The 17,809-nt window shown below is 65.8% G+C and carries 17 protein-coding genes; 14 read left to right on the forward strand and 3 right to left on the reverse strand.

All coding sequences use genetic code 11. The features are described from left to right. The first annotated feature begins 117 nt into the window (after positions 1–117). The 7 genes from ACLJPD_RS32990 to ACLJPD_RS33020 all read left to right on the forward strand — a co-directional run bounded on the left by ACLJPD_RS32990 (position 118) and on the right by ACLJPD_RS33020 (position 6,779). Positions 118–1,011, forward strand: a complete 894-nt coding sequence (locus ACLJPD_RS32990) for a ParA family protein (RefSeq protein WP_410877429.1) — start codon at positions 118–120, stop codon at positions 1,009–1,011. Then, entirely contained in the window at positions 1,008–1,892 is an 885-nt protein-coding gene (locus ACLJPD_RS32995; protein ID WP_410877431.1) for a segregation and condensation protein A, read from the forward strand. The genes ACLJPD_RS32990 and ACLJPD_RS32995 overlap by 4 nt, the downstream gene beginning before the upstream one ends. Beyond that, the gene (gene scpB, locus ACLJPD_RS33000) at positions 1,889–2,545 is read left to right on the forward strand and encodes an SMC-Scp complex subunit ScpB (protein ID WP_410877433.1); all 657 of its coding nucleotides are present in this window, start codon (positions 1,889–1,891) and stop codon (positions 2,543–2,545) included. The genes ACLJPD_RS32995 and scpB overlap by 4 nt, the downstream gene beginning before the upstream one ends. Positions 2,546–2,634: 89 nt before the next feature. Continuing rightward, a complete protein-coding gene (locus ACLJPD_RS33005; protein ID WP_410877435.1) occupies positions 2,635–4,077 on the forward strand; it encodes a pseudouridine synthase in 1,443 nt (480 codons plus the stop codon). A gap of 38 nt (positions 4,078–4,115) precedes the next feature. Continuing rightward, complete coding sequence (gene cmk / locus ACLJPD_RS33010; protein ID WP_410877455.1) at positions 4,116–4,820, forward strand: (d)CMP kinase; 705 nt, start codon at positions 4,116–4,118, stop codon at positions 4,818–4,820. Then, a complete protein-coding gene (gene der, locus ACLJPD_RS33015; protein ID WP_410877437.1) occupies positions 4,817–6,232 on the forward strand; it encodes a ribosome biogenesis GTPase Der in 1,416 nt (471 codons plus the stop codon). The genes cmk and der overlap by 4 nt, the downstream gene beginning before the upstream one ends. Before the next feature lie 271 nt (positions 6,233–6,503). Continuing rightward, positions 6,504–6,779, forward strand: coding sequence for a YggT family protein (locus ACLJPD_RS33020; RefSeq protein ID WP_410877439.1), 276 nt, complete (start codon positions 6,504–6,506; stop codon positions 6,777–6,779). A gap of 19 nt (positions 6,780–6,798) precedes the next feature. Here ACLJPD_RS33020 and ACLJPD_RS33025 read toward each other — a convergent pair whose 3' ends face one another. After that, positions 6,799–7,506, reverse strand: a complete 708-nt coding sequence (locus ACLJPD_RS33025; protein WP_410877441.1) for a helix-turn-helix transcriptional regulator — start codon at positions 7,504–7,506, stop codon at positions 6,799–6,801. 18 nt (positions 7,507–7,524) lie between these two features. Between ACLJPD_RS33025 and ACLJPD_RS33030 the strand changes: the two genes are divergently transcribed. After that, entirely contained in the window at positions 7,525–9,291 is a 1,767-nt protein-coding gene (locus ACLJPD_RS33030; RefSeq protein ID WP_410877442.1) for a recombinase family protein, read from the forward strand. A 6-nt stretch (positions 9,292–9,297) separates the two neighbouring features. Here the strand turns inward: ACLJPD_RS33030 and ACLJPD_RS33035 are convergent, their stop codons facing one another. Then, complete coding sequence (locus tag ACLJPD_RS33035; RefSeq protein ID WP_410877443.1) at positions 9,298–9,522, reverse strand: hypothetical protein; 225 nt, start codon at positions 9,520–9,522, stop codon at positions 9,298–9,300. A gap of 614 nt (positions 9,523–10,136) precedes the next feature. Between ACLJPD_RS33035 and mobF the strand changes: the two genes are divergently transcribed. Further along, on the forward strand, positions 10,137–14,288 hold the full coding sequence (mobF, locus tag ACLJPD_RS33040; protein WP_410877445.1) for a MobF family relaxase: 4,152 nt from the start codon (positions 10,137–10,139) through the stop codon (positions 14,286–14,288). Positions 14,289–14,336: 48 nt separating this feature from the next. Here the strand turns inward: mobF and ACLJPD_RS33045 are convergent, their stop codons facing one another. Then, positions 14,337–15,518 (reverse strand): helix-turn-helix domain-containing protein, encoded by a 1,182-nt coding sequence (locus tag ACLJPD_RS33045; RefSeq protein WP_410877447.1) that lies wholly within the window; start codon positions 15,516–15,518, stop codon positions 14,337–14,339. 220 nt (positions 15,519–15,738) lie between these two features. On the opposite strand from ACLJPD_RS33045, the gene ACLJPD_RS33050 reads away from it, so the two are divergent. From ACLJPD_RS33050 to ACLJPD_RS33070, 5 genes are all read left to right on the forward strand, one after another. Continuing rightward, entirely contained in the window at positions 15,739–15,954 is a 216-nt protein-coding gene (locus ACLJPD_RS33050) for a hypothetical protein (RefSeq protein ID WP_410877448.1), read from the forward strand. Beyond that, complete coding sequence (locus ACLJPD_RS33055; protein WP_410877449.1) at positions 15,951–16,118, forward strand: hypothetical protein; 168 nt, start codon at positions 15,951–15,953, stop codon at positions 16,116–16,118. The genes ACLJPD_RS33050 and ACLJPD_RS33055 overlap by 4 nt, the downstream gene beginning before the upstream one ends. Then, complete coding sequence (locus tag ACLJPD_RS33060; RefSeq protein ID WP_410877450.1) at positions 16,115–16,594, forward strand: DNA-directed RNA polymerase subunit beta; 480 nt, start codon at positions 16,115–16,117, stop codon at positions 16,592–16,594. The genes ACLJPD_RS33055 and ACLJPD_RS33060 overlap by 4 nt, the downstream gene beginning before the upstream one ends. Positions 16,595–16,987: 393 nt before the next feature. Further along, on the forward strand, positions 16,988–17,296 hold the full coding sequence (locus ACLJPD_RS33065) for a hypothetical protein (RefSeq protein ID WP_410877451.1): 309 nt from the start codon (positions 16,988–16,990) through the stop codon (positions 17,294–17,296). 289 nt (positions 17,297–17,585) lie between these two features. Then, positions 17,586–17,705 carry an SAM-dependent methyltransferase gene (locus ACLJPD_RS33070; RefSeq protein WP_410877452.1) on the forward strand — a complete coding sequence of 40 codons (120 nt, stop codon included), beginning with the start codon at positions 17,586–17,588 and terminating at the stop codon, positions 17,703–17,705. The last annotated feature ends 104 nt before the right edge of the window (positions 17,706–17,809 follow it).

Raw genomic sequence — 17,809 nt, forward strand, 5'->3', positions numbered from 1 at the left:
TCCGAGCGGTAGCGTCTACCCAGTGTTGGACCGTACGAAAGCGAGCCGGTCCCGGATCGGCCTCGCTACCCTCGACAGGGGTTACCGGCAAGGAAAACGTATAAGGAGCAGCGGATCGTGACGACAGCGGAAACACCGTGGGACGGTGGACCGGAACAGGTCACCGAGCCCGTCGAGATAGGCCCGACCGGCCGGCCGCTGCGACTGGTCCCCGATCCACCGCAGGTCCAGCGGCACGGCGACGCACTCGTTGTCGCCATGTGCAATCAGAAGGGCGGGGTCGGAAAAACCACCTCGACCATCAATCTCGGTGCGGCACTGGCCGAATACGGTCGTCGCGTGCTGCTGGTCGACCTCGACCCCCAAGGTGCGCTGTCGGCCGGTCTCGGTGTGGCACACCACGATCTCGATCTCACCGTGCACGACCTGCTGATCGGCGGGAAGGCGAAGGTCGATGACGTGCTACAGACCACCAAGGTCGACGGCATGGACCTGTTACCCAGCAATATCGACCTCTCGGCCGCCGAGATCCAGTTGGTCAACGAGGTCGGCCGCGAACAGTCGCTGGGCCGCGCTCTGAACAGCGTGCGTGATCGCTACGACTACATCCTCATCGACTGCCAGCCCTCGCTCGGCCTGCTCACGGTCAACGCGCTGGCCTGCTCCGACGGTGTGATCATCCCGATGGAATGCGAGTACTTCTCGCTGCGCGGCCTCGCCCTGCTCAACGACACCGTCGAGAAGGTGCGCGACCGTCTCAACCCGCGGCTGAGCCTCTACGGCATCGTGGTCACCATGTTCGATGCGCGCCTGCTGCATTCGCGTCAGGTGATGTCGCGCGTGGTCGAGGTGTTCGGCGATCTGGTCTACGACACCGCCATCTCGCGCACCGTGCGCTTCCCCGACGCCAGCGTCGCCGGTGAGCCGATCACCACCTGGTCGCCGAAGTCGGGCGGCGCCGAGTCGTATCGAGCGATGGCACGTGAAGTCATCCACCGGTCTGGCCGGTGATCGGAGCTACACCTGCGGTGCAAGCAGTACCCGAAGACGCGGTGCCGGCCGCGGAGAAATCCGGTTTTCATCTGCGGCTCACCAATTTCGAGGGGCCGTTCGATCTGTTGCTGACGTTGATCAGCTCGCGCAAACTCGATGTCACCGAAGTCGCGCTGCATCAGGTCACCGACGAATTCATCGCCTACACCAAGGCACTGACCGCCGAGCTGGCCGAGAACACCAAGCTGCGCGCGGACAAGATCCTAGATCAGACCACCGAATTCCTCGTCGTCGCCGCCACGCTGCTCGACCTCAAGGCGGCGCGGCTGTTGCCGTCGGGGGAGATGACCGACGCCGACGATCTCGAACTCCTCGACGCTCGCGATCTGCTGTTCGCGCGACTGCTGCAATATCGCGCGTTCAAGCAGGTGGCCGAACTGCTCGCCGAGTTGGAAGCCGCCGCGCTGCGCCGGTACCCGCGTTCGGTGGCGCTCGAGGACCAGTTCGCCGGACTGCTGCCCGAGGTCACTCTCGGGGTGGACATCGCCGCGTTCGCCGAGATCGCCGCGGCGGCTTTCCGGCCACGCCCGATCGCCGAGGTCGGGCTCGGGCATCTGCACATGCACACCATCTCGGTCGCCGAGCAGGCCGAGTTGGTGCTCGCCCGGTTGAAGGAACGCGGGCCGGGAGGGTGGACGACCTTCGCCGAATTGGTGGTCGACTGCACAGTCCCGGTGGAAATCGTGGCGCGCTTCCTGGCGTTGTTGGAGCTGTACCGCGGCAAAACCATCGCCTTCGACCAACCCGATCCGCTCGGACCGTTGGCTGTCAGCTGGCTCGGTGAGCTCGACCCTGACACCGAAGCAGCGGCGTTGACCTTCGAGGAGGATTACGGATGACAGAAGCAGTGGTGGAATTCACCTCTGAGCCACTCGACGACCTCGAATTGCGGTCGGCGCTCGAGGCGATGTTGCTCGTGGTCGACGCTCCGGCGCCGACAGAACAGCTGGCAGCGGCCTTGGACGACACCACCGAGCGCGTCGAACCCGTGCTGCGCGCGATGGCGGCGGAACTGACCGAACGGGGCAGCGGCATCGACCTGCGTTTCGTCGGTGACGGGTGGCGCTTCTATACTCGACAGGAGTACGCGCCCTATGTCGAGCGGGTACTGCTCGACGGGGCCCGGACGAAACTGACCCGGGCCGCCTTGGAAACCTTGGCGGTAGTCGCCTACCGCCAGCCGGTGACCCGCATGCGGGTCAGCGCGGTCCGAGGGGTGAACGTCGACGGAGTGATGCGCACGCTGCTGGCCAGAGGCTTGATCGCGGAAGCGGGTCAGGACCCCGAAACCAACGGCACGTTGTACCGCACCACCGAGTTGTTCCTCGAACGGATCGGGCTCGCCTCTCTCGGCGACCTGCCACTGCTGGCGCCGCTGCTTCCCGGCGTCGATCTGATCGACGAGATCAGCGAGAGCCTGGAAACCGATCCCCGGTTCACCAGGCTGAAGAAACCCGCCGAGTCCGACATGGATCTCGGCACCGACGATTGACAGGACAGATGAATAATTCCGCTCGCCGAGATGGCACACCGGATCGAAAAAATCGCAGCGACCAGCCCCGAAGTGGCGCGAATCGAACCGTGGGTAACCGCGGCGACAGTACGCACACCGGGCAGGGTGGCTCCCGTGGCGAGGCTCCCAGCCGCCGCGGCACCGGCGCGGGTGGCTTCCAGCGCGGCAATCAGACAGTTGCCCGGTCCGCAGGCAGCTCCCAGCGTGACGCGGAGTCCGGCGGTCGCCGTGGCACCTCGACCGGTGGTGGCTACCAGCGTGACGACCGTCGCGGCGCGCCTACCGGCTACCAGCGTGACGATCGTCGTGGCGGCCCCGCCGGTGGTGACCGTCGCGGCAGTTCGCCCGGTGGCTACCAGCGTGATGATCGTCGCGGCGCCCCGGCCGGTCGCGGCGCGTCCGCCGGTGATTACCAGCGTGATGATCGACGCGGCGCCCCGGCCGGTGGTGACCGTCGTGGCCCGTCTGCCGGTGGTTATCAGCGTGACGACCGTCGTGGCGGCCCCGGAGGCGGAGGTCAGCGTGATGACCGTCGCAGCACCGGTGCTTCCAGCGGCGGTGGCGGTTACCCGCGTGGTGACGCCGACCGCGGACAGCGTGGTGGCACGGCTGGTCAGCGCAGCGGTGCTTCGGCAGGCACCCAGGCCTTCGCGGCTCGCAAGAAGACCGCGAAGCCGCAGAAGAAGGTTGCCGCTCCGACGATCCTGAACAACGCCAAGCCCGCGCGGCACCAGCACTCCGATGTCACCGAGGGCCCCAAGAAGCTCCCGTGGGGCGAAGGTGAACGTCTGCAGAAGGTCCTCGCCAAGGCGGGTGTGGCTTCGCGTCGCGCCGCCGAGGAGATGATCGCCGCCGGTCGCGTCGAGGTCGACGGTAAGACCGTGCGTGAGCAGGGTCTGCGCATCGACGCCGAGAACGCGGTCGTGCGCGTCGACGGCACCCGAGTGGTGGTGCGCGACGAACTGGTGCACCTGGTGCTGAACAAGCCCAAGGGCTGGCAGTCCACCATGTCCGACGATCTGGGGCGCCCCTGCGTCGGCGATATCATCGCCGAGCGGATCGCCGCTGGTCAGCGACTGTTCCACGTCGGGCGACTGGATGCCGACACCGAGGGTCTGCTGCTGGTCACCAATGACGGCGAGATGGCGCATCGACTGATGCACCCCTCGTTCGAAGTTCCCAAGACCTACTTGGCCACCGTCGACGGCGAGGTGAACTACCGCATGGTCAGTAAGCGCCTGCGCGAAGGTGTCGAGCTCGAGGACGGGCCGGCCAAGGTCGACAAGTTCACGGTGCTCGAGGCCTACCAGGGCCGGTCGCTGGTGAAGCTCGTGTTGCACGAGGGTCGCAAGCACATCGTGCGTAGGCTGCTCGACGAGGTCGGCCACCCGGTGATCCGGCTGGTGCGCACCCACCTCGGCCCGGTGGCGCTCGGTGATCAGCGTCCCGGCACGCTGCGGGTGCTCGGCCGCGACGAGATCGGCAAACTCTACGAGGCGGTGCAGCTGTGAACGGTGTGGACTTTCCCCTGGAATTCGCCGGCGACCGGATGACCGGTGACGCGACGCTCGTCGTCGCGATGGACGGCCCCTCCGGCACCGGCAAGTCCAGCGTCTCGCGTCGTCTCGCGACGCGTCTGGGCGCCCGTTACCTCGACACCGGTGCCATGTACCGCGTGGCGACCCTGTGCGTGCTGCGTGCGGGTGTCGACCTGACCGACTCGGTCGCGATTGCCGAAACCGTTGCAGCGCTGCCGCTTTCGATCGGCACCGATCCCAGCCACGAGGTGATCGAGCTCGACGGCGAAGACGTGTCGAGCGAGATCCGCGGCGACGCCGTCACCAAGGCCGTCTCGGCGGTCTCCGCGGTGGCGCAGGTGCGCGAGCAGCTGGTTGCCCTGCAGCAGGAGATCGCGGCGATGGCCGGGCGCATCGTGGTCGAAGGCCGCGATATCGGCACCGTCGTACTCACCGGCGCCGACGCCAAGATCTATCTCACCGCCTCCGCGGAGGCACGCGCCCAGCGGCGCAACGCTCAGAACATCCGCGAGGGCCGCGGCGACGATTACGCGGCCGTGCTGGCCGACGTGCAGCGCCGCGACACCCTCGACTCCACCCGCACAGTGTCGCCGTTGCGCCCCGCCGCCGACGCGGTGCTCGTCGACACCAGCGACCTGACGATGGCACAGACCATCGAGGAGCTGTATCGCGTGGTGGCTCAGCAGCTTTCGGCCACGACAGGAGGTCCGCGATGATCGAAGAGATTCTCGTAGGCGACGGAACCTGGACCGACGAGTCCGAATGGGATGTCCTCGATATCGACGGGGACGGTGTCGGCGAACAGCACGTCGCGATGCCGACGCTGGCCGTGGTCGGGCGCCCGAATGTGGGCAAGTCGACCCTGGTCAACCGCATTCTCGGCCGCCGCGAAGCGGTGGTCGAAGACGTCCCGGGTGTGACCCGTGACCGCATTTCGTACGAGGCCAACTGGGCCGGACGCCGCTTCATGGTGCAGGACACCGGCGGTTGGGAACCCGACGCCAAGGGTCTGCAGGCGCATGTCGCTCGTCAGGCCGAGGTGGCGATGGAGACCGCCGACGCGATCCTGCTCGTCGTCGACGCCACTGTCGGCGCGACCACGACCGACGAGGCCGCGGTGCGCAAGCTGCGCCGCTCCAAGATCCCGGTGATCCTGGTGGCCAACAAGGTCGACGATCAGAAGGTCGAACTCGAGGCCGCCTCGCTGTGGTCGTTGGGTCTTGGCGAGCCGCGCATGGTCTCGGCCGCGCACGGTCGTGGCACCGGTGACCTCCTCGATGACGTGCTCAGCGCGTTGCCCGAGACCCCACGCGAAGGCACCGCCGTCGCCGGACCGCGTCGGGTGGCACTGGTCGGCAAGCCGAACGTCGGCAAGTCCAGCCTGCTCAACAAGCTGGCAGGCGACGAGCGTTCGGTGGTCCACGATGTCGCGGGCACCACCGTCGACCCGGTCGACTCGCTGGTCGAGTTGGGCGGCAAGACCTGGAAGTTCGTCGACACCGCCGGTCTGCGCCGCAAGGTCTCCAATGCCACCGGCACCGAGTTCTACGCCTCGCTGCGGACGAAGTCGGCGCTGGAGGCCTCCGAGGTCGCGATCATGCTGGTCGACGCCTCGGTGCCGATCACCGAACAGGATCTGCGCGTGATCAGCCTGGTCGCCGAGTCCGGTCGCGCGCTGGTGCTGGCGTTCAACAAGTGGGACCTGGTCGACGAGGACCGCCGCTACATGCTCGAGCGCGAGATCGATCGCGATCTGGTGCGGGTGCCGTGGGCCCAGCGGGTCAACATCTCCGCCCACACCGGCCGCGCCGTGGCCAAGCTGGTGCCGCAGATGGAGACCGCGCTCGAGTCCTGGGACAAGCGCATCTCCACCGGCCGCCTGAACACCTGGCTCAAGGAAGTCATCGCGGCCACCCCGCCGCCGATGCGCGGCGGCCGTCAGCCCCGCGTCATGTTCGCCACCCAGGCGAGCACTCGTCCGCCGACGTTCGTGCTGTTCACCACCGGCTTCCTCGAGGCAGGCTACCGCCGCTTCCTGGAGCGCCGCCTGCGTGAGGAGTTCGGTTTCGACGGCTCGCCGGTGCGCATCTCGGTGCGTGTGCGCGAGAAGAAGGAACGCAAGAAGTAATTCGAATGTCAGACGAGAGCCCCGGCGAATATCGCCGGGGCTCTTCGTCTTTCAGGCGTCGAGCATGCGGTCGAGCAGGATGTAGCTCGGCGCTCCTGCGGTATCGGCGATTCGACACCGTGACCGGTGACCACGCCGCGTGCACGATCACGTCGAAGAACCCGCGCAGGGCTGATAATCGACTGAGAGAACCGAGTGGTGGACACCTTGGCAAGGTCGGGCACGTTGATAGCGGTAAGAGGTCCCCTGTGGCCTCCGCGAGGAGTGGGTCATGAGTCTTATCGGAACCTTGGTCGGCTACGCGTTGACGGTGTTCTTGGTGCTGTTGATCGCCCGGATGGTGGTCGACTGGATCGATGCGCTGGGTAACGGCCCGCAGTGGGCGCGCAAGGCGCGGGAGGTGACCCACGCCGCGACCGAACCGGTGATCGCCCCGGTGCGAAAAGTGTTGAAGCCCATTCGCATCGGCGATTTCGCGCTCGACCTGGCCTTCACCGCGGTGTTGATCGCCGTGCTGATCCTGCGCGCGGTGGCGTTCAGTCTGTAGTCGGGCACTTGCCGAGGGGTCAGTGGGTCACCGATGAGCTCAGGGGCGCGGTGTCGATGGTGCCGAGCAGTGCCAGTGACTGTTCGGCATCAGAGCCGGGCTCGGCGTGATACACGACGAGGGTCTGCCCCGGTGCGCCGTTGACCGTGAATGTCTCGTAGGACAACGCGAGTTCGCCCACCAGTGGATGGGTGAATCGCTTGTCCCCGGCGGTTTTCGCGCGCACTTCGTGCTTGGCCCAGAGACGACGGAAGTCTTCACTCTTCAACGACAGCTCGCCGACCAGTTCCGTCAGGCGCGGGTCGTCGAGATCGGTGCCCGCGCCGACCCGCAGAGCGGCCACCGTTTCCGCGGCGATTCTCGGCCAATCCGGAAAAATATTGCGCGCCTCGGGGTCCAGGAACACCATCCTGACCTGATTGACACCCGGCGCCGAACAGGAATTCAGCGCGATGGCCAGCGGTGTCGCGGCCAGGACATCCATATACCGGCCATAGACCAGCGCAGGCGTGTCCGACCAGGTGCGCATCAGGCGCAGCAGGCTCGGCGTGACCCGCTCCGGTCGTCGTGGTGCGCGGGTGCGTCGCGGCGCCGGACGCGCCAACTCCCGCAGATGTGCAGCGCCGTCGTCGTCGAGCGAGAACACCCGGGCCAACGCCGCCACGATCTGATCGGACGGATGCTTGTCGCGGCCTTGTTCGAGCCGGATGTAGTAGTCGGCGCTCATTCCCGAAAGGTAGTGCTTATGCACTCCTCTTGGGAGAATTTAGTCATGACGCGATCAAAGACAAAGACCCAGGTCGAGCCCGTTTGGCTCACCGAGATCAATGCGGCTCTGGCTGTTGCTGTGGCCGATGTCGACCCTGCTCAGTGGGTGTACGGCTACGTGCGTATCTCCCGTGATGAGAAGGACCGCGCCGAGGGCGTGCACCTACAGGCCAAAAACCAGGTCAAGCACGCCAAGCGCAAGAAACTGCCGTTGGCGCGGATCTTCTGCGACAACGACATGTCCGGGGCCGACGCCGACCGCCCAGCCTTGCGGGAAGTGCTGGGGTTGGTGACCGGTGGACCGGCCAAAGCTGTTCTTGCTCGTGACGTATCCCGGTTGACTCGTGACTACGACCTGGGCAACGAGCTGATGAAGCTGGGTCGCGATGAGGGTGTGCGGTACTGCTTCGTCAACGCCACCGACTACGACCTGACCACCGGTGCGGGTCGCAAGAATTTCATGGTCGCCGTCGCCGAGGCGGTCGAGTACCGCGAAGTCAACACCGAGAACCTTTTGGAGCGGATGAGCGAGGAAGCCGCCAAAGGCGTCATGCAGGGCGGCTCGCGCCGCTTCGGCTACGGGAAAGTCGCGGGCACGCACCCGATCACCGGGGACGAGATCCTGGACCGGTGCGCGTTGCGTGAGGAGGAAGTCGCGGTGTTGCGCGAAGGCCGTGACCGGTTGATCAACGGCGAGACGCAGACCGCGATCATTACCGACTGGAACGCGCGCGGGGTGACTACGTCGGAGGGGGATCGGTGGCGGGTTGGCAAGCTGTCTCACCTGCTGCTGTTGGAAGCGTATGTGGCTTACGACCTGGGCGAGCACACCGACGCCAACGGCGACCGTTGCGAATGCTTGAACAACCCCGAAGGCAACGGCATTCGCTTCCACGAGCGCACGGGCACCCGTCATCGTGCGCAGTGGCCCGCGATCTTCACCCGCGCCGAACACGACGCGATGCGCGCGGCAGTGACCGCGCACCGCCGGTCCAAGAACCCCGAGCGGCCACGCCAACGCAACGGCGAGTATTGGATGACCGGGTTGGCCGAGTGCGGCGGCAGGTGGAAAGAAGGCACCGACCGGCCGGGGCAGTACTGCGGTGGATGGTTGGTCGGCTCAGCGCTGGAACGCGCGCGCAAGACCGGGCCCCCGGTGGTCCAGCGCCGCTACGGGTGCCGTTCCAAGGACGGGTTCAACGTCGCGTGCGCGTGCGGGCGGGTGTTCCGCGACGCGGACGCGTTGGAGACGTTCGTGGGGCAAGCGGTGATCGCTGAGTACGAGAACCCCGACATCCTCGCCCGGTTGGATCGCGGCAACGACAACGCCGAGCGGATCGCGGCATTGCAGAAACGGATCGAGACCACCGCAGGAAATTTGGACGCCGAGGCCGACCGCCGCACCGAGGTGTTGACCGGTGCCGGTGACGAGTTCGACTTGCGCGTCATCGATCGCACCATCACCGGACTCAAAGCGAGCTTGAAGAACCTGCGTGCCGAGCAGGATTCGTTGCGGTCGAGTCAGGCGCTGGCGGTGTTGGCCGACCTCGGTTCCACACCGGGGGAGTTGCGCAAGGCATGGACCACGAAAGGTTCGCGGTGGCGGCACGAAGCCGCCGCCCGGCTGATCGAGAAAGTGATCGTGCGGCCCGCGAACATCTACGCCGCGAAGTGGGAAGACCAGAACGGGCGCGTGTGGCGGTTCGACAAGTCCTCAGTCGAAATCGTCTGGCGGCAGTTGTGACCGGACTCAGATGTCGTCGCGGCGGCGGCGATCGCGGTCGAGGGAGTCGATCGCGTTGCGCAGGAACAGCGCCAGTGAATCGAGCACGACGGGATCGGTGATGCGAGGCGATAGCCCTTGCCGCATCCTGCTTTCGGCGACCCAGCGGCGGGTGGCTTCGCTGGTCGGTCCGATCAGCGCGGGCCCGTGCCTGTCGGTGTTGTTGTGCGTTGCGGGTCGCTGTTGCGTCACTGCGGTATCGGAGCCCGCGCCATCTGTGGTCGCACTGTCGGCCGGTGCCGACGCTGCCGGGGAGTCGGTGACCGGCGGAGCCTGCTCGTCAGGTCGGCCGGACTGAGAGACACCGGACCGGCCGGTGTGTGGACGAACTTTTCTGTTGTGGTGGGACATCGCGATTCCTTTTCGGTTTTGTCGACTTGTCCCCTGATCTCGCGGCTCTTCCGCTTTCCAGTGTGCCTGTTGATCGAAAGTCGGCCAAGTACGCAAATTGCGGTACCGCGAGCTGCGTCCGGCGGTGCCGTCGCGTGCGCGACGCGTCCGGCCGCGTGCGAGCCGGATTCAACGCCTCAGCTCTACCGACCCCATCCCATCGGTACCCAACACATCCCACTCACACCCATACCCCCGCAACACATCCCACCCCACCCCATCAATGCCGCACCCACACAACTAAACTCACCCTCACTTCTACATACGCCCTACCCCTATTTTTCCCTCCTTCACATTCAGACATCTTTCATCTCAGGGTAACGAGTTGATAACGACCAGTGGAAACGCTCTCTGCGGCAAGGATTCACAGACTAAGTCGTCTTGAAATTGCCCCTTTTTGGTTGTCTCATGGAGGCATGGTCGCGACCATGCACAAGGTCGCCGCAGGCAACGGCTACGAGTACTACCTGCGCAATACCGCCGCCAATGACACCACAGCGCGCGGGCGAGCCTCGCTGTCCGACTATTACAACGAGCACGGCGAAGCCCCCGGAACCTGGCACGGCACCGGGCTTTCCGACCTCGAGATCACCCCCGGTGCGGAAGTCACCGAAGAGCAGATGAAGTTCCTGTTCGGTGCCGGGATGCATCCGAACGCCGACCAGGTCCGCGAACGCGTGAAAGCGCACCACCTCGCGGCCGGAGTACGCCCCGCCTATGCCGCCCGATTAGCCGACAAAGCAACCAAACTCGGCAACAAGTTCGCCGTCTATTCGACTACTTCAGGGTTCCCCGCCGCCACCGCGCAGGCATACCGCGACTACAACACCAGCCACGGCGAGTGCGTCACCGCCCACATTCCCGACCCTATCCGCGCGCAGATCCGCACCGACGTAGCCACGGAAATGTTCACCACCGAGTACGAACGCCCACCGTTGGACCCGCGCGAACTGTCGGGATGGGTCGCGAAGAACTCGCGCCCGGACCGCACAGCGGTCGCCGGTTTCGACTTCACGTTCAGCCCCGTCAAGTCGGTGTCGGCGTTATGGGCGATCGCGACACCGGAGCTTGCGCACAAGATCGAGACCGCCCACCGCGCCGCGATCACCGACGCACTGTCGTGGTTGGAGAACAACGCGCTGTTCACCCGGTTGGGTCGCAACGGAATTCGACACGTCGACGTGCAAGGCGCGGTCGCCGCGACGTTCGACCACCGCGACTCCCGCGCCGGTGACCCCGACCTGCACACCCATGTTCTGGTCGCTAACCGGGTGCGGACCGAGGACGGCAAATGGCGCACCGTCAACGGCACCGTGGTTCATGAAGCGGTGGTCACGGTGTCAGAAATCTATGACACCCGCCTCGAGCACTACCTAGAAACCTCGATCGGAGTGCGGTTCGAGACCCGACCCGACCGCAACATCCACCAAGTTCGGGTCCGCGAAATCGTCGGCGTTCCCCTGTCGTTGATTCACCACTGGTCGCGGCGCACCGCCGTGATCACCGACCGACTCGACACTCTCACCGCCGCGTTTCAAACAACGTTCGGCCGCGAACCGACCCCCGGCGAAGTCCACGACCTCGGCCAACGCGCCACCCTGGAAACCCGCCCCCGCAAACACGCGCCCACTTCACGCACCGAACAACGCGCAGCCTGGCGCGCGGACGCCGAAAAGCTGCTCGGTGGACCCGACGCGGTAGACGACATATTCGTGCGCGCCCTCGCCGCCCCGCACGTCCCGCGCCGCGAACTCGATCACGCGTTCATCACCCACCTCGCCGACCAAGCCCTAGCCGCAGTGTCGGACAAGCGCGCGACCTGGCGTGAGTTCAACCTACGGGCCGAAGTCGAACGCCAAATCCGCGGGAACATCGCCCCCACCGAATGGGCCGACGCCACCGAAAAAGTGCTGGCACAAGCACTATCGCCGTCATCATCGGTCGCACGCGGTGACCCCGACCTCACCGAACAACCCGACCTCCGCGCGGTCCCGGCGTGGTTACGTCGCCGCGACGGCACCCCGATCCACACCCGCGCGAACTCCCAGATCTACACCACCGAATCCACCTTGGCCGCCGAAGCCGAACTGATCGCGCTCTCTGTCGAGCCCGGCGGGCTCATCTTGAGCCCCGGATTGGTGTTCAACGCGGTCAACGACTACAACACCGCCCACCCCGACCAACCGTTGAACCCCGGTCAGATTCGGGTCATCGAATCGTTCGCCAGCGCCGGAATGCGTGTCCACACCGCCAACGCACCGGCCGGAACGGGCAAGACCACCGCCATGCAAGTGCTCGCCACCGCGTGGAAATCCGGCGGCGGAACCGTACTCGGAATGGCACCCACGGCCGCCGCCGCGTCCGTGCTGGGCGAGTCGATCGGCACCCGCGCCGAAACGGTGGACAAACTTCTGCACGTCATCGACGCCCACCGCCCCGACAACGCCAGCGAGAACCTGCCGTTTCTGCCGCAATGGGTCCTCGACATCAACACCACCACGTTGGTCATCGTCGATGAACACGTCACCATGCCCACCACCAAACGCCTGCAATTGCTGCGGTATCTGGCCGGGCGCGGTGCCACCGTGCGCTGTATCGGTGACGACCGACAGCTCTCGGCGATTGATGCCGGTGGCGTCCATGCCGACATGACCCATGCCGCACCCGAGCAAGCACCGACGCTGACCGAGGTGGTGCGGTTCGCTCATCGCGGCGAAGCGTTGGCGTCGACCGGGTTGCGTGAGGGTGATCCGCTGGCGTTGGCGTGGTATCTGGACAACGGCCGCATCCACGCCGGACACCTGGGCACCGTCTACGCAGACGCTTACCGAGCGTGGGCCACCGACATCGAACACGGGTGGGATGCGGTCATGCTCGCACCGACTCACGACATCGTGAGCGCGTTGAACGTGCGCGCACGCGCGGACAGGATCGCGCGCACCGCTCCCGCGATCACCGCGACCGGTGCACCCGACCCGCATGTGTTCCTCGCTGACAGGTTGGTCGCCTCAGCCGGTGACATCGTGCGCACCCGCCGCAACGACCCACGCTTGCGCGTCGGTGCCCGCGATTGGGTCCGCAACGGCTACTCCTGGACCATCCAACAAGTCCATTCCGACGGCGCGGTCACCGTCGCCCGCCGCGTGCAGGGTCGCGATACCGACGCGGTGGTGCGGTTGCCGGGGGACTACGTGCACGAACACCTGCACCTGGGCTATGCCGCGACTATCGATTCCGCGCAAGGTATCACCGCGGATTCCTGCCACGTCGCGATGTCGGGACGTGAGTCGCGCCAACAGTTCTACGTCGCGATGACACGCGGACGCCACGCCAACCACGCCTACATCGCGACCGCGCTCGACGGCGACGAGGGCGACATTTACACCGTGCCCGCTCACTACCCGCGTACCGCCGTCGAACACCTACACCACGTCTTGGACCGCGACGGCGCGCGTACCTCCGCCCACACCGAACTCCGTGACGCGCTCGACCCCGCCCGCCGGATCGGGCGCGCGGTCGATATCTATCTCGACACGCTCGGTATGACCGCCGAAAGCGCTATTGGCACAACACGACTCGACACCATCGACCGCATCGCCGAACGACTCGTACCGGGACTGACTGAGAGCCCCGCCTATTCGGTCCTACGCCAACACTTGGCGATGCTCGCACTGTCCGGGGCAGACCCGGTCACCGAACTCCGCACCGCGATCGCAGCGCGTGAACTCGACACCGTGACAGATCCCGCCGCAGTGTTGGACTGGCGACTGGACCCGAGCGGCAACCATTCCGCCGGACCCGGACCGTTGGCGTGGACACCCGGACTACCCACAGAGGCCCCGACCGCCGATAACGACACCGCCCCAGTGCAGGCGCGCGAACGGATCGTGGCCGAACTCGCTAGGCAGATCAGCGATACCGCCCGCGCCTGGACCACCGCTACCGCCCCGAAATGGGCGCGACCACTGCTCGGTACCGATCCCGAACTCGTTGCCGACCTTGCTATTTGGCGTGCGGGGTTGCACGTCCCGGAGTCCGACCCCCGCCCGACCGGACCCGCACGATACATCGCGATCGAACGCGCGCACCAACAACAGTTGCACCGCCGCATCCTCGAAGTCGACGGCAACACCCGCCTACCGCAGCACCGGTGGGCCGCCACCGTCGACCGCATCGACCCCCGCATCAGCGCCGATCCCACCTGGCCGATCATCGCCACCAACATCGACGCCGCCGCCCGAGTCGGCCTCGACATAGAACACCAGCTCACCGATGCCGCCGGCGCCCGCCCACTACCCGATGAAATGCCCGCTGCCGCGCTCTGGGCACGCCTGGAAATCACCGACACCGACCTCGCCGCCGCCGCGCCCGAGTCCGCCGACATCACCACTCAGCACGCACCCGACCCGACCGCCTACGAACCGGACCCGCAAGCGCAAACTATTACCAACGCCGTAGACGCCGCATTGGGCGACACCTACGCCGACTGGTCCGAGGCCGACACCACCGCCGACGAGTTCGAACACACCGGTTGGGAATCCGACACCAGCTACGAAGTCGACTTGTAATCCACCATGAGGCAAGCCCTCTGTGCTACGAACGTCGACCACGTCCCGCTACAGGCGGACGCCAACCCACGATGCGAAGTTCGCCAAACTGTCTGTCCGTCGTCGTTCTGCCGCCGCGATCGCGTGCAACGTTTCACGCACTGACGGATGCAGCCGTGTTTGCTGCGGAGCGACTACCCGAGCGGCACCCAGAGCCTTGAGAGCTTGGTCCGACTGGCCTACCAGCATCCATGCGCGCGCCACGTCTTGCCAGTGGTGCCCGGCCCGTGGCGGGGCGATCTCGCGCGGCAACACCAACGCAGACCCTTCCCTGGCTGCCCGATCAGGGTCTCCGGATTCGAGGGCGACAGCCGACGCATGAATACCAACATTCCCAGGACCGAAAAGGGTGCCGTACAAGTCGGACTCACGGGGCATCAACGGGGCAAGGCGTCGTGCAGCGGCGATATGGTCGCTCGCGGTGTCAGGGCGGATACCTCGGGCGGCCACAATCGCGCCACACAGGTGACCGTACCCACGAACCGCGTTAGCAGCCTCGCCGTCACCGTCGATCATATCGATACCCTGCTCGACCAGTTGCAGACCGACGTCGTTGGCGTCGTAGTACATGAGCACTCGCGCTCGCTTGATCTTGGCCTGTGCAGCATAGAGCGGGTCATCCGCGTGAGCGGCTGCATCTTCAAGTCGGTCGAGCACGGACGGCGCGAGGTGGGTAAAACCGAACCGGCGGCACAGCCTCTCGGCGGTGACATGGGCAGCGCACAGCAGCGAGTAGACCCGGCCCCGGTCGCTATCGGTGTTCGCTTCTCTCAGCGCGCCATAAAGCTGACGGATCAGCAACGGGATACGGGCGAGTGCAACGCGCCCCTTGTCGTTGCGGTACGCCAAATCGATCGCAGCCATCTCGGCGGCGAGATCATCGAGCGACCCCGGCTCGACCGCGCGCACGTACTTGCCTTCAGCGATGACCGCTCGCAGATCCGTGACACCTTCGAGCGGTCCGTCCTTCTCGATCAGGTCGTAGTACGGGGCACCGGTCAATCGTTCCGGTTCGATATCGAGCGCCCTAGCCGCCGCCGCGACAAACCCCGCTGACGCTGGGACAACCCCGCGCTCAACCTTGGTGATGAGCGATTCCGAAAGTCCAGATTCGCGCGCCAACCTGGGCTGGGTCCACCCCTTGAGCTTCCGGGCTTGAGCAGTCCGGGCACCGATTCCCGTCGCGTCCATGGTTCCAGTTTGCAGTTTTGTCGATTCCTTGTCAGTTCGAGGTCCGCACCGACGCACAAAATTCATGTAGTCCCCCGCTGATCCGTGCGAAATCGCTCACCGGTGGGAGATGCCGCTGAGCGAGGGAGGCTCGATGCAGGGAAGCAGGCAGCTGAATTTTGCGATGGAACCGCTCGCACAGTCGTCGTCATTCCACAACAAGTCAACCCGGGGTGACCCGATGACAAGCACTCTCGATGCCGATGTTCTCGCTCTTCTCCGACCCGGCGGGATGCTGACCGCCGACACCATCGCCCTCAACCTGAACGCACCGAAATGGCGTGTGGTGCGCGTCTTGCACGCCTTGCGAAACAACGGCGACGCATTCCAGAACCGGCGAGCGGAGTGGCAAATAGCGGCCGGACAGCGCCGCCCAGCAAGGCAGGCCGCGCGATGACACACCTCACCCCCGTCACCCTCGAACACACTCATGCCGACCTCACCCGAGCACTCGACGCCATGCGCGAAGCCGGTTTCATCACCACCACGCCCGCGACACCCACGGTCGACGCGCCCGAGTCGTCCGACCCCGTTACCGGGTCGCTCGAGGAGTTTTCATGACCCAGGCAAGCCCACCCGCCACCGCCTACACCGAAACCCCCCGATCGCGGTGCGAGTTCTACCGCCGCACCTGCTCGCTGCCCACGGTGATCGATCCCGCAACCGGGCGGATCACGATGAAGGCCGGGATGGTCGGGGCGGTGATGATGCCCACCGACCTCGCCCGACGGGTCAAAAACAACCTCGAATTTCGGGGGATCACGCCGCTGCCGATCATCGGCCACCCCCGAGCCGACATGTGGACCTTTTTGGTTCGCTCCGATATCAAGCCGATCGGTGAGCCCGAAAACGTGGCCCGGCTATGGGAGGCGCGAGTCGTGGTGATCCGTGAAGGCGATATCGCGTTGCCGTCCCCGGTCCTGGACCCGCTGATGGTCCGCACATGGGTATCCCCGGCGATCAGCGCGTTCCGGCCATCAGGGTCAGTAGTCGTTCATTGCGCCCTCGGGCTCTTGCCGGGGCGAAACCTGCGATGAACCACGGCGGTCGCTCACCCCGCCCCGACGAACCCGACATCCACCTCATAATCCAATTGACTAGTGTGCGAATGGATTTCGTCGCCTGCTTGACGGCCGCCCTCGTATTCGTTTGCGAGGTGACCGCCCGCCGACCCGGCACCGTCACCGTCGATCCCAGCCACTGCGCGGGTCTGTCGCGGCTCCCCAACGAACGGCTTTACCTCCAACCCTGACCGCGTGAACACCGCATGTTCCCCGACCAACCGAATGCCCTCGATGCGATGCGCCCCGGTCGGCCTCCCAGCGCCCCCGGCCCGCTGCGCGAGGGCGGCCCCGGAATCGTTTCCCGACGATTTCCGGGGCCACCCAACTTTTCTTCTCGACCAACCGGAGAAACGGAGACAGCCACACGTGAGCACCCATGCCCGCCAACCCTGGACCGCCAACCAGCGAGCCGTCCTCACGGCGATGAAAGACGGCGAACCCCAATGGGCCGAACGCCTCTACCAACAGCTGGGAATGCCCCGCCGCAACAGCGCCTCGGCCGCATTCTTCTGGTTCCACAAACACGGCTACCTCACCTTGGTCGGTGGCGAGGACGGCTACGTCGTCATCGGTACCGACCGCACCGACCGCAAGTTCGTTATCACCGACAAGGGCCGCGAAGCCGCCAACAATCTCGATGCCGGGTACGACCGCCTCAAGGATCTCGAGGACTGATCCTGTTGCACCACAAAGCTTTACGCCACCAGTCACGAGCGCGGTGCGACGCCACAAGACCACCTGAATGCCTCGAACCACACCGGCGACCCCCGAGCCGCGCCGGTTCGAGGGTGGGGAAACGCTCCCGGAGGCCGCCCAACCGGCCTCCGGGGGCACCCACACCACCCACACGACTTGGTAACACTGGAAGGCCCCGACCCACTCCCACACCGTGCGCCCCTCGCCACGGACACCCGGAGTTGGTCGGGGGCCTTCCGTCGCACACGACGCGGCAGGAGCCCCCACCGTGACCACCCGCAACTTGATCGACCCATACCAGCCCAACCCCGCACGCCTGCACGACTTTTTCCTCGGCGGGAAAGACCGCTACGAATGCGACGAGGCACTAGGTCATGTCTCCCAATAGCTTCAACCATTCGACCGTGAGGGCCATGACGATCCCGGCCCGGTAAGTGCAGGCCAGCTTGTCGTAACGAGTTGCGACACCACGCCAGTGTTTGGCCTTGTTGA

Origin of the sequence: Nocardia sp. A7 (assembly GCF_046549215.1) — a bacterium.
Classification (GTDB): Bacteria; Actinomycetota; Actinomycetes; order Mycobacteriales; family Mycobacteriaceae; genus Nocardia.

What these genes read in the sequence shown, in the direction of transcription:
- ACLJPD_RS33030 (WP_410877442.1), top strand. Translation starts at nt 7,525, where the DNA reads ATGCACTCCTCTTGGGAGAATTTAGTCATGACGCGATCAAAGACAAAG.
- ACLJPD_RS33025 (WP_410877441.1), bottom strand. Translation starts at nt 7,506, where the DNA reads ATGAGCGCCGACTACTACATCCGGCTCGAACAAGGCCGCGACAAGCAT.
- cmk (WP_410877455.1), top strand. Translation starts at nt 4,116, where the DNA reads ATGACCGGTGACGCGACGCTCGTCGTCGCGATGGACGGCCCCTCCGGC.
- mobF (WP_410877445.1), top strand. Translation starts at nt 10,137, where the DNA reads ATGGTCGCGACCATGCACAAGGTCGCCGCAGGCAACGGCTACGAGTAC.
- der (WP_410877437.1), top strand. Translation starts at nt 4,817, where the DNA reads ATGATCGAAGAGATTCTCGTAGGCGACGGAACCTGGACCGACGAGTCC.
- ACLJPD_RS33055 (WP_410877449.1), top strand. Translation starts at nt 15,951, where the DNA reads ATGACACACCTCACCCCCGTCACCCTCGAACACACTCATGCCGACCTC.
- ACLJPD_RS33060 (WP_410877450.1), top strand. Translation starts at nt 16,115, where the DNA reads ATGACCCAGGCAAGCCCACCCGCCACCGCCTACACCGAAACCCCCCGA.
- ACLJPD_RS33045 (WP_410877447.1), bottom strand. Translation starts at nt 15,518, where the DNA reads ATGGACGCGACGGGAATCGGTGCCCGGACTGCTCAAGCCCGGAAGCTC.
- ACLJPD_RS33020 (WP_410877439.1), top strand. Translation starts at nt 6,504, where the DNA reads ATGAGTCTTATCGGAACCTTGGTCGGCTACGCGTTGACGGTGTTCTTG.
- scpB (WP_410877433.1), top strand. Translation starts at nt 1,889, where the DNA reads ATGACAGAAGCAGTGGTGGAATTCACCTCTGAGCCACTCGACGACCTC.
- ACLJPD_RS33050 (WP_410877448.1), top strand. Translation starts at nt 15,739, where the DNA reads ATGACAAGCACTCTCGATGCCGATGTTCTCGCTCTTCTCCGACCCGGC.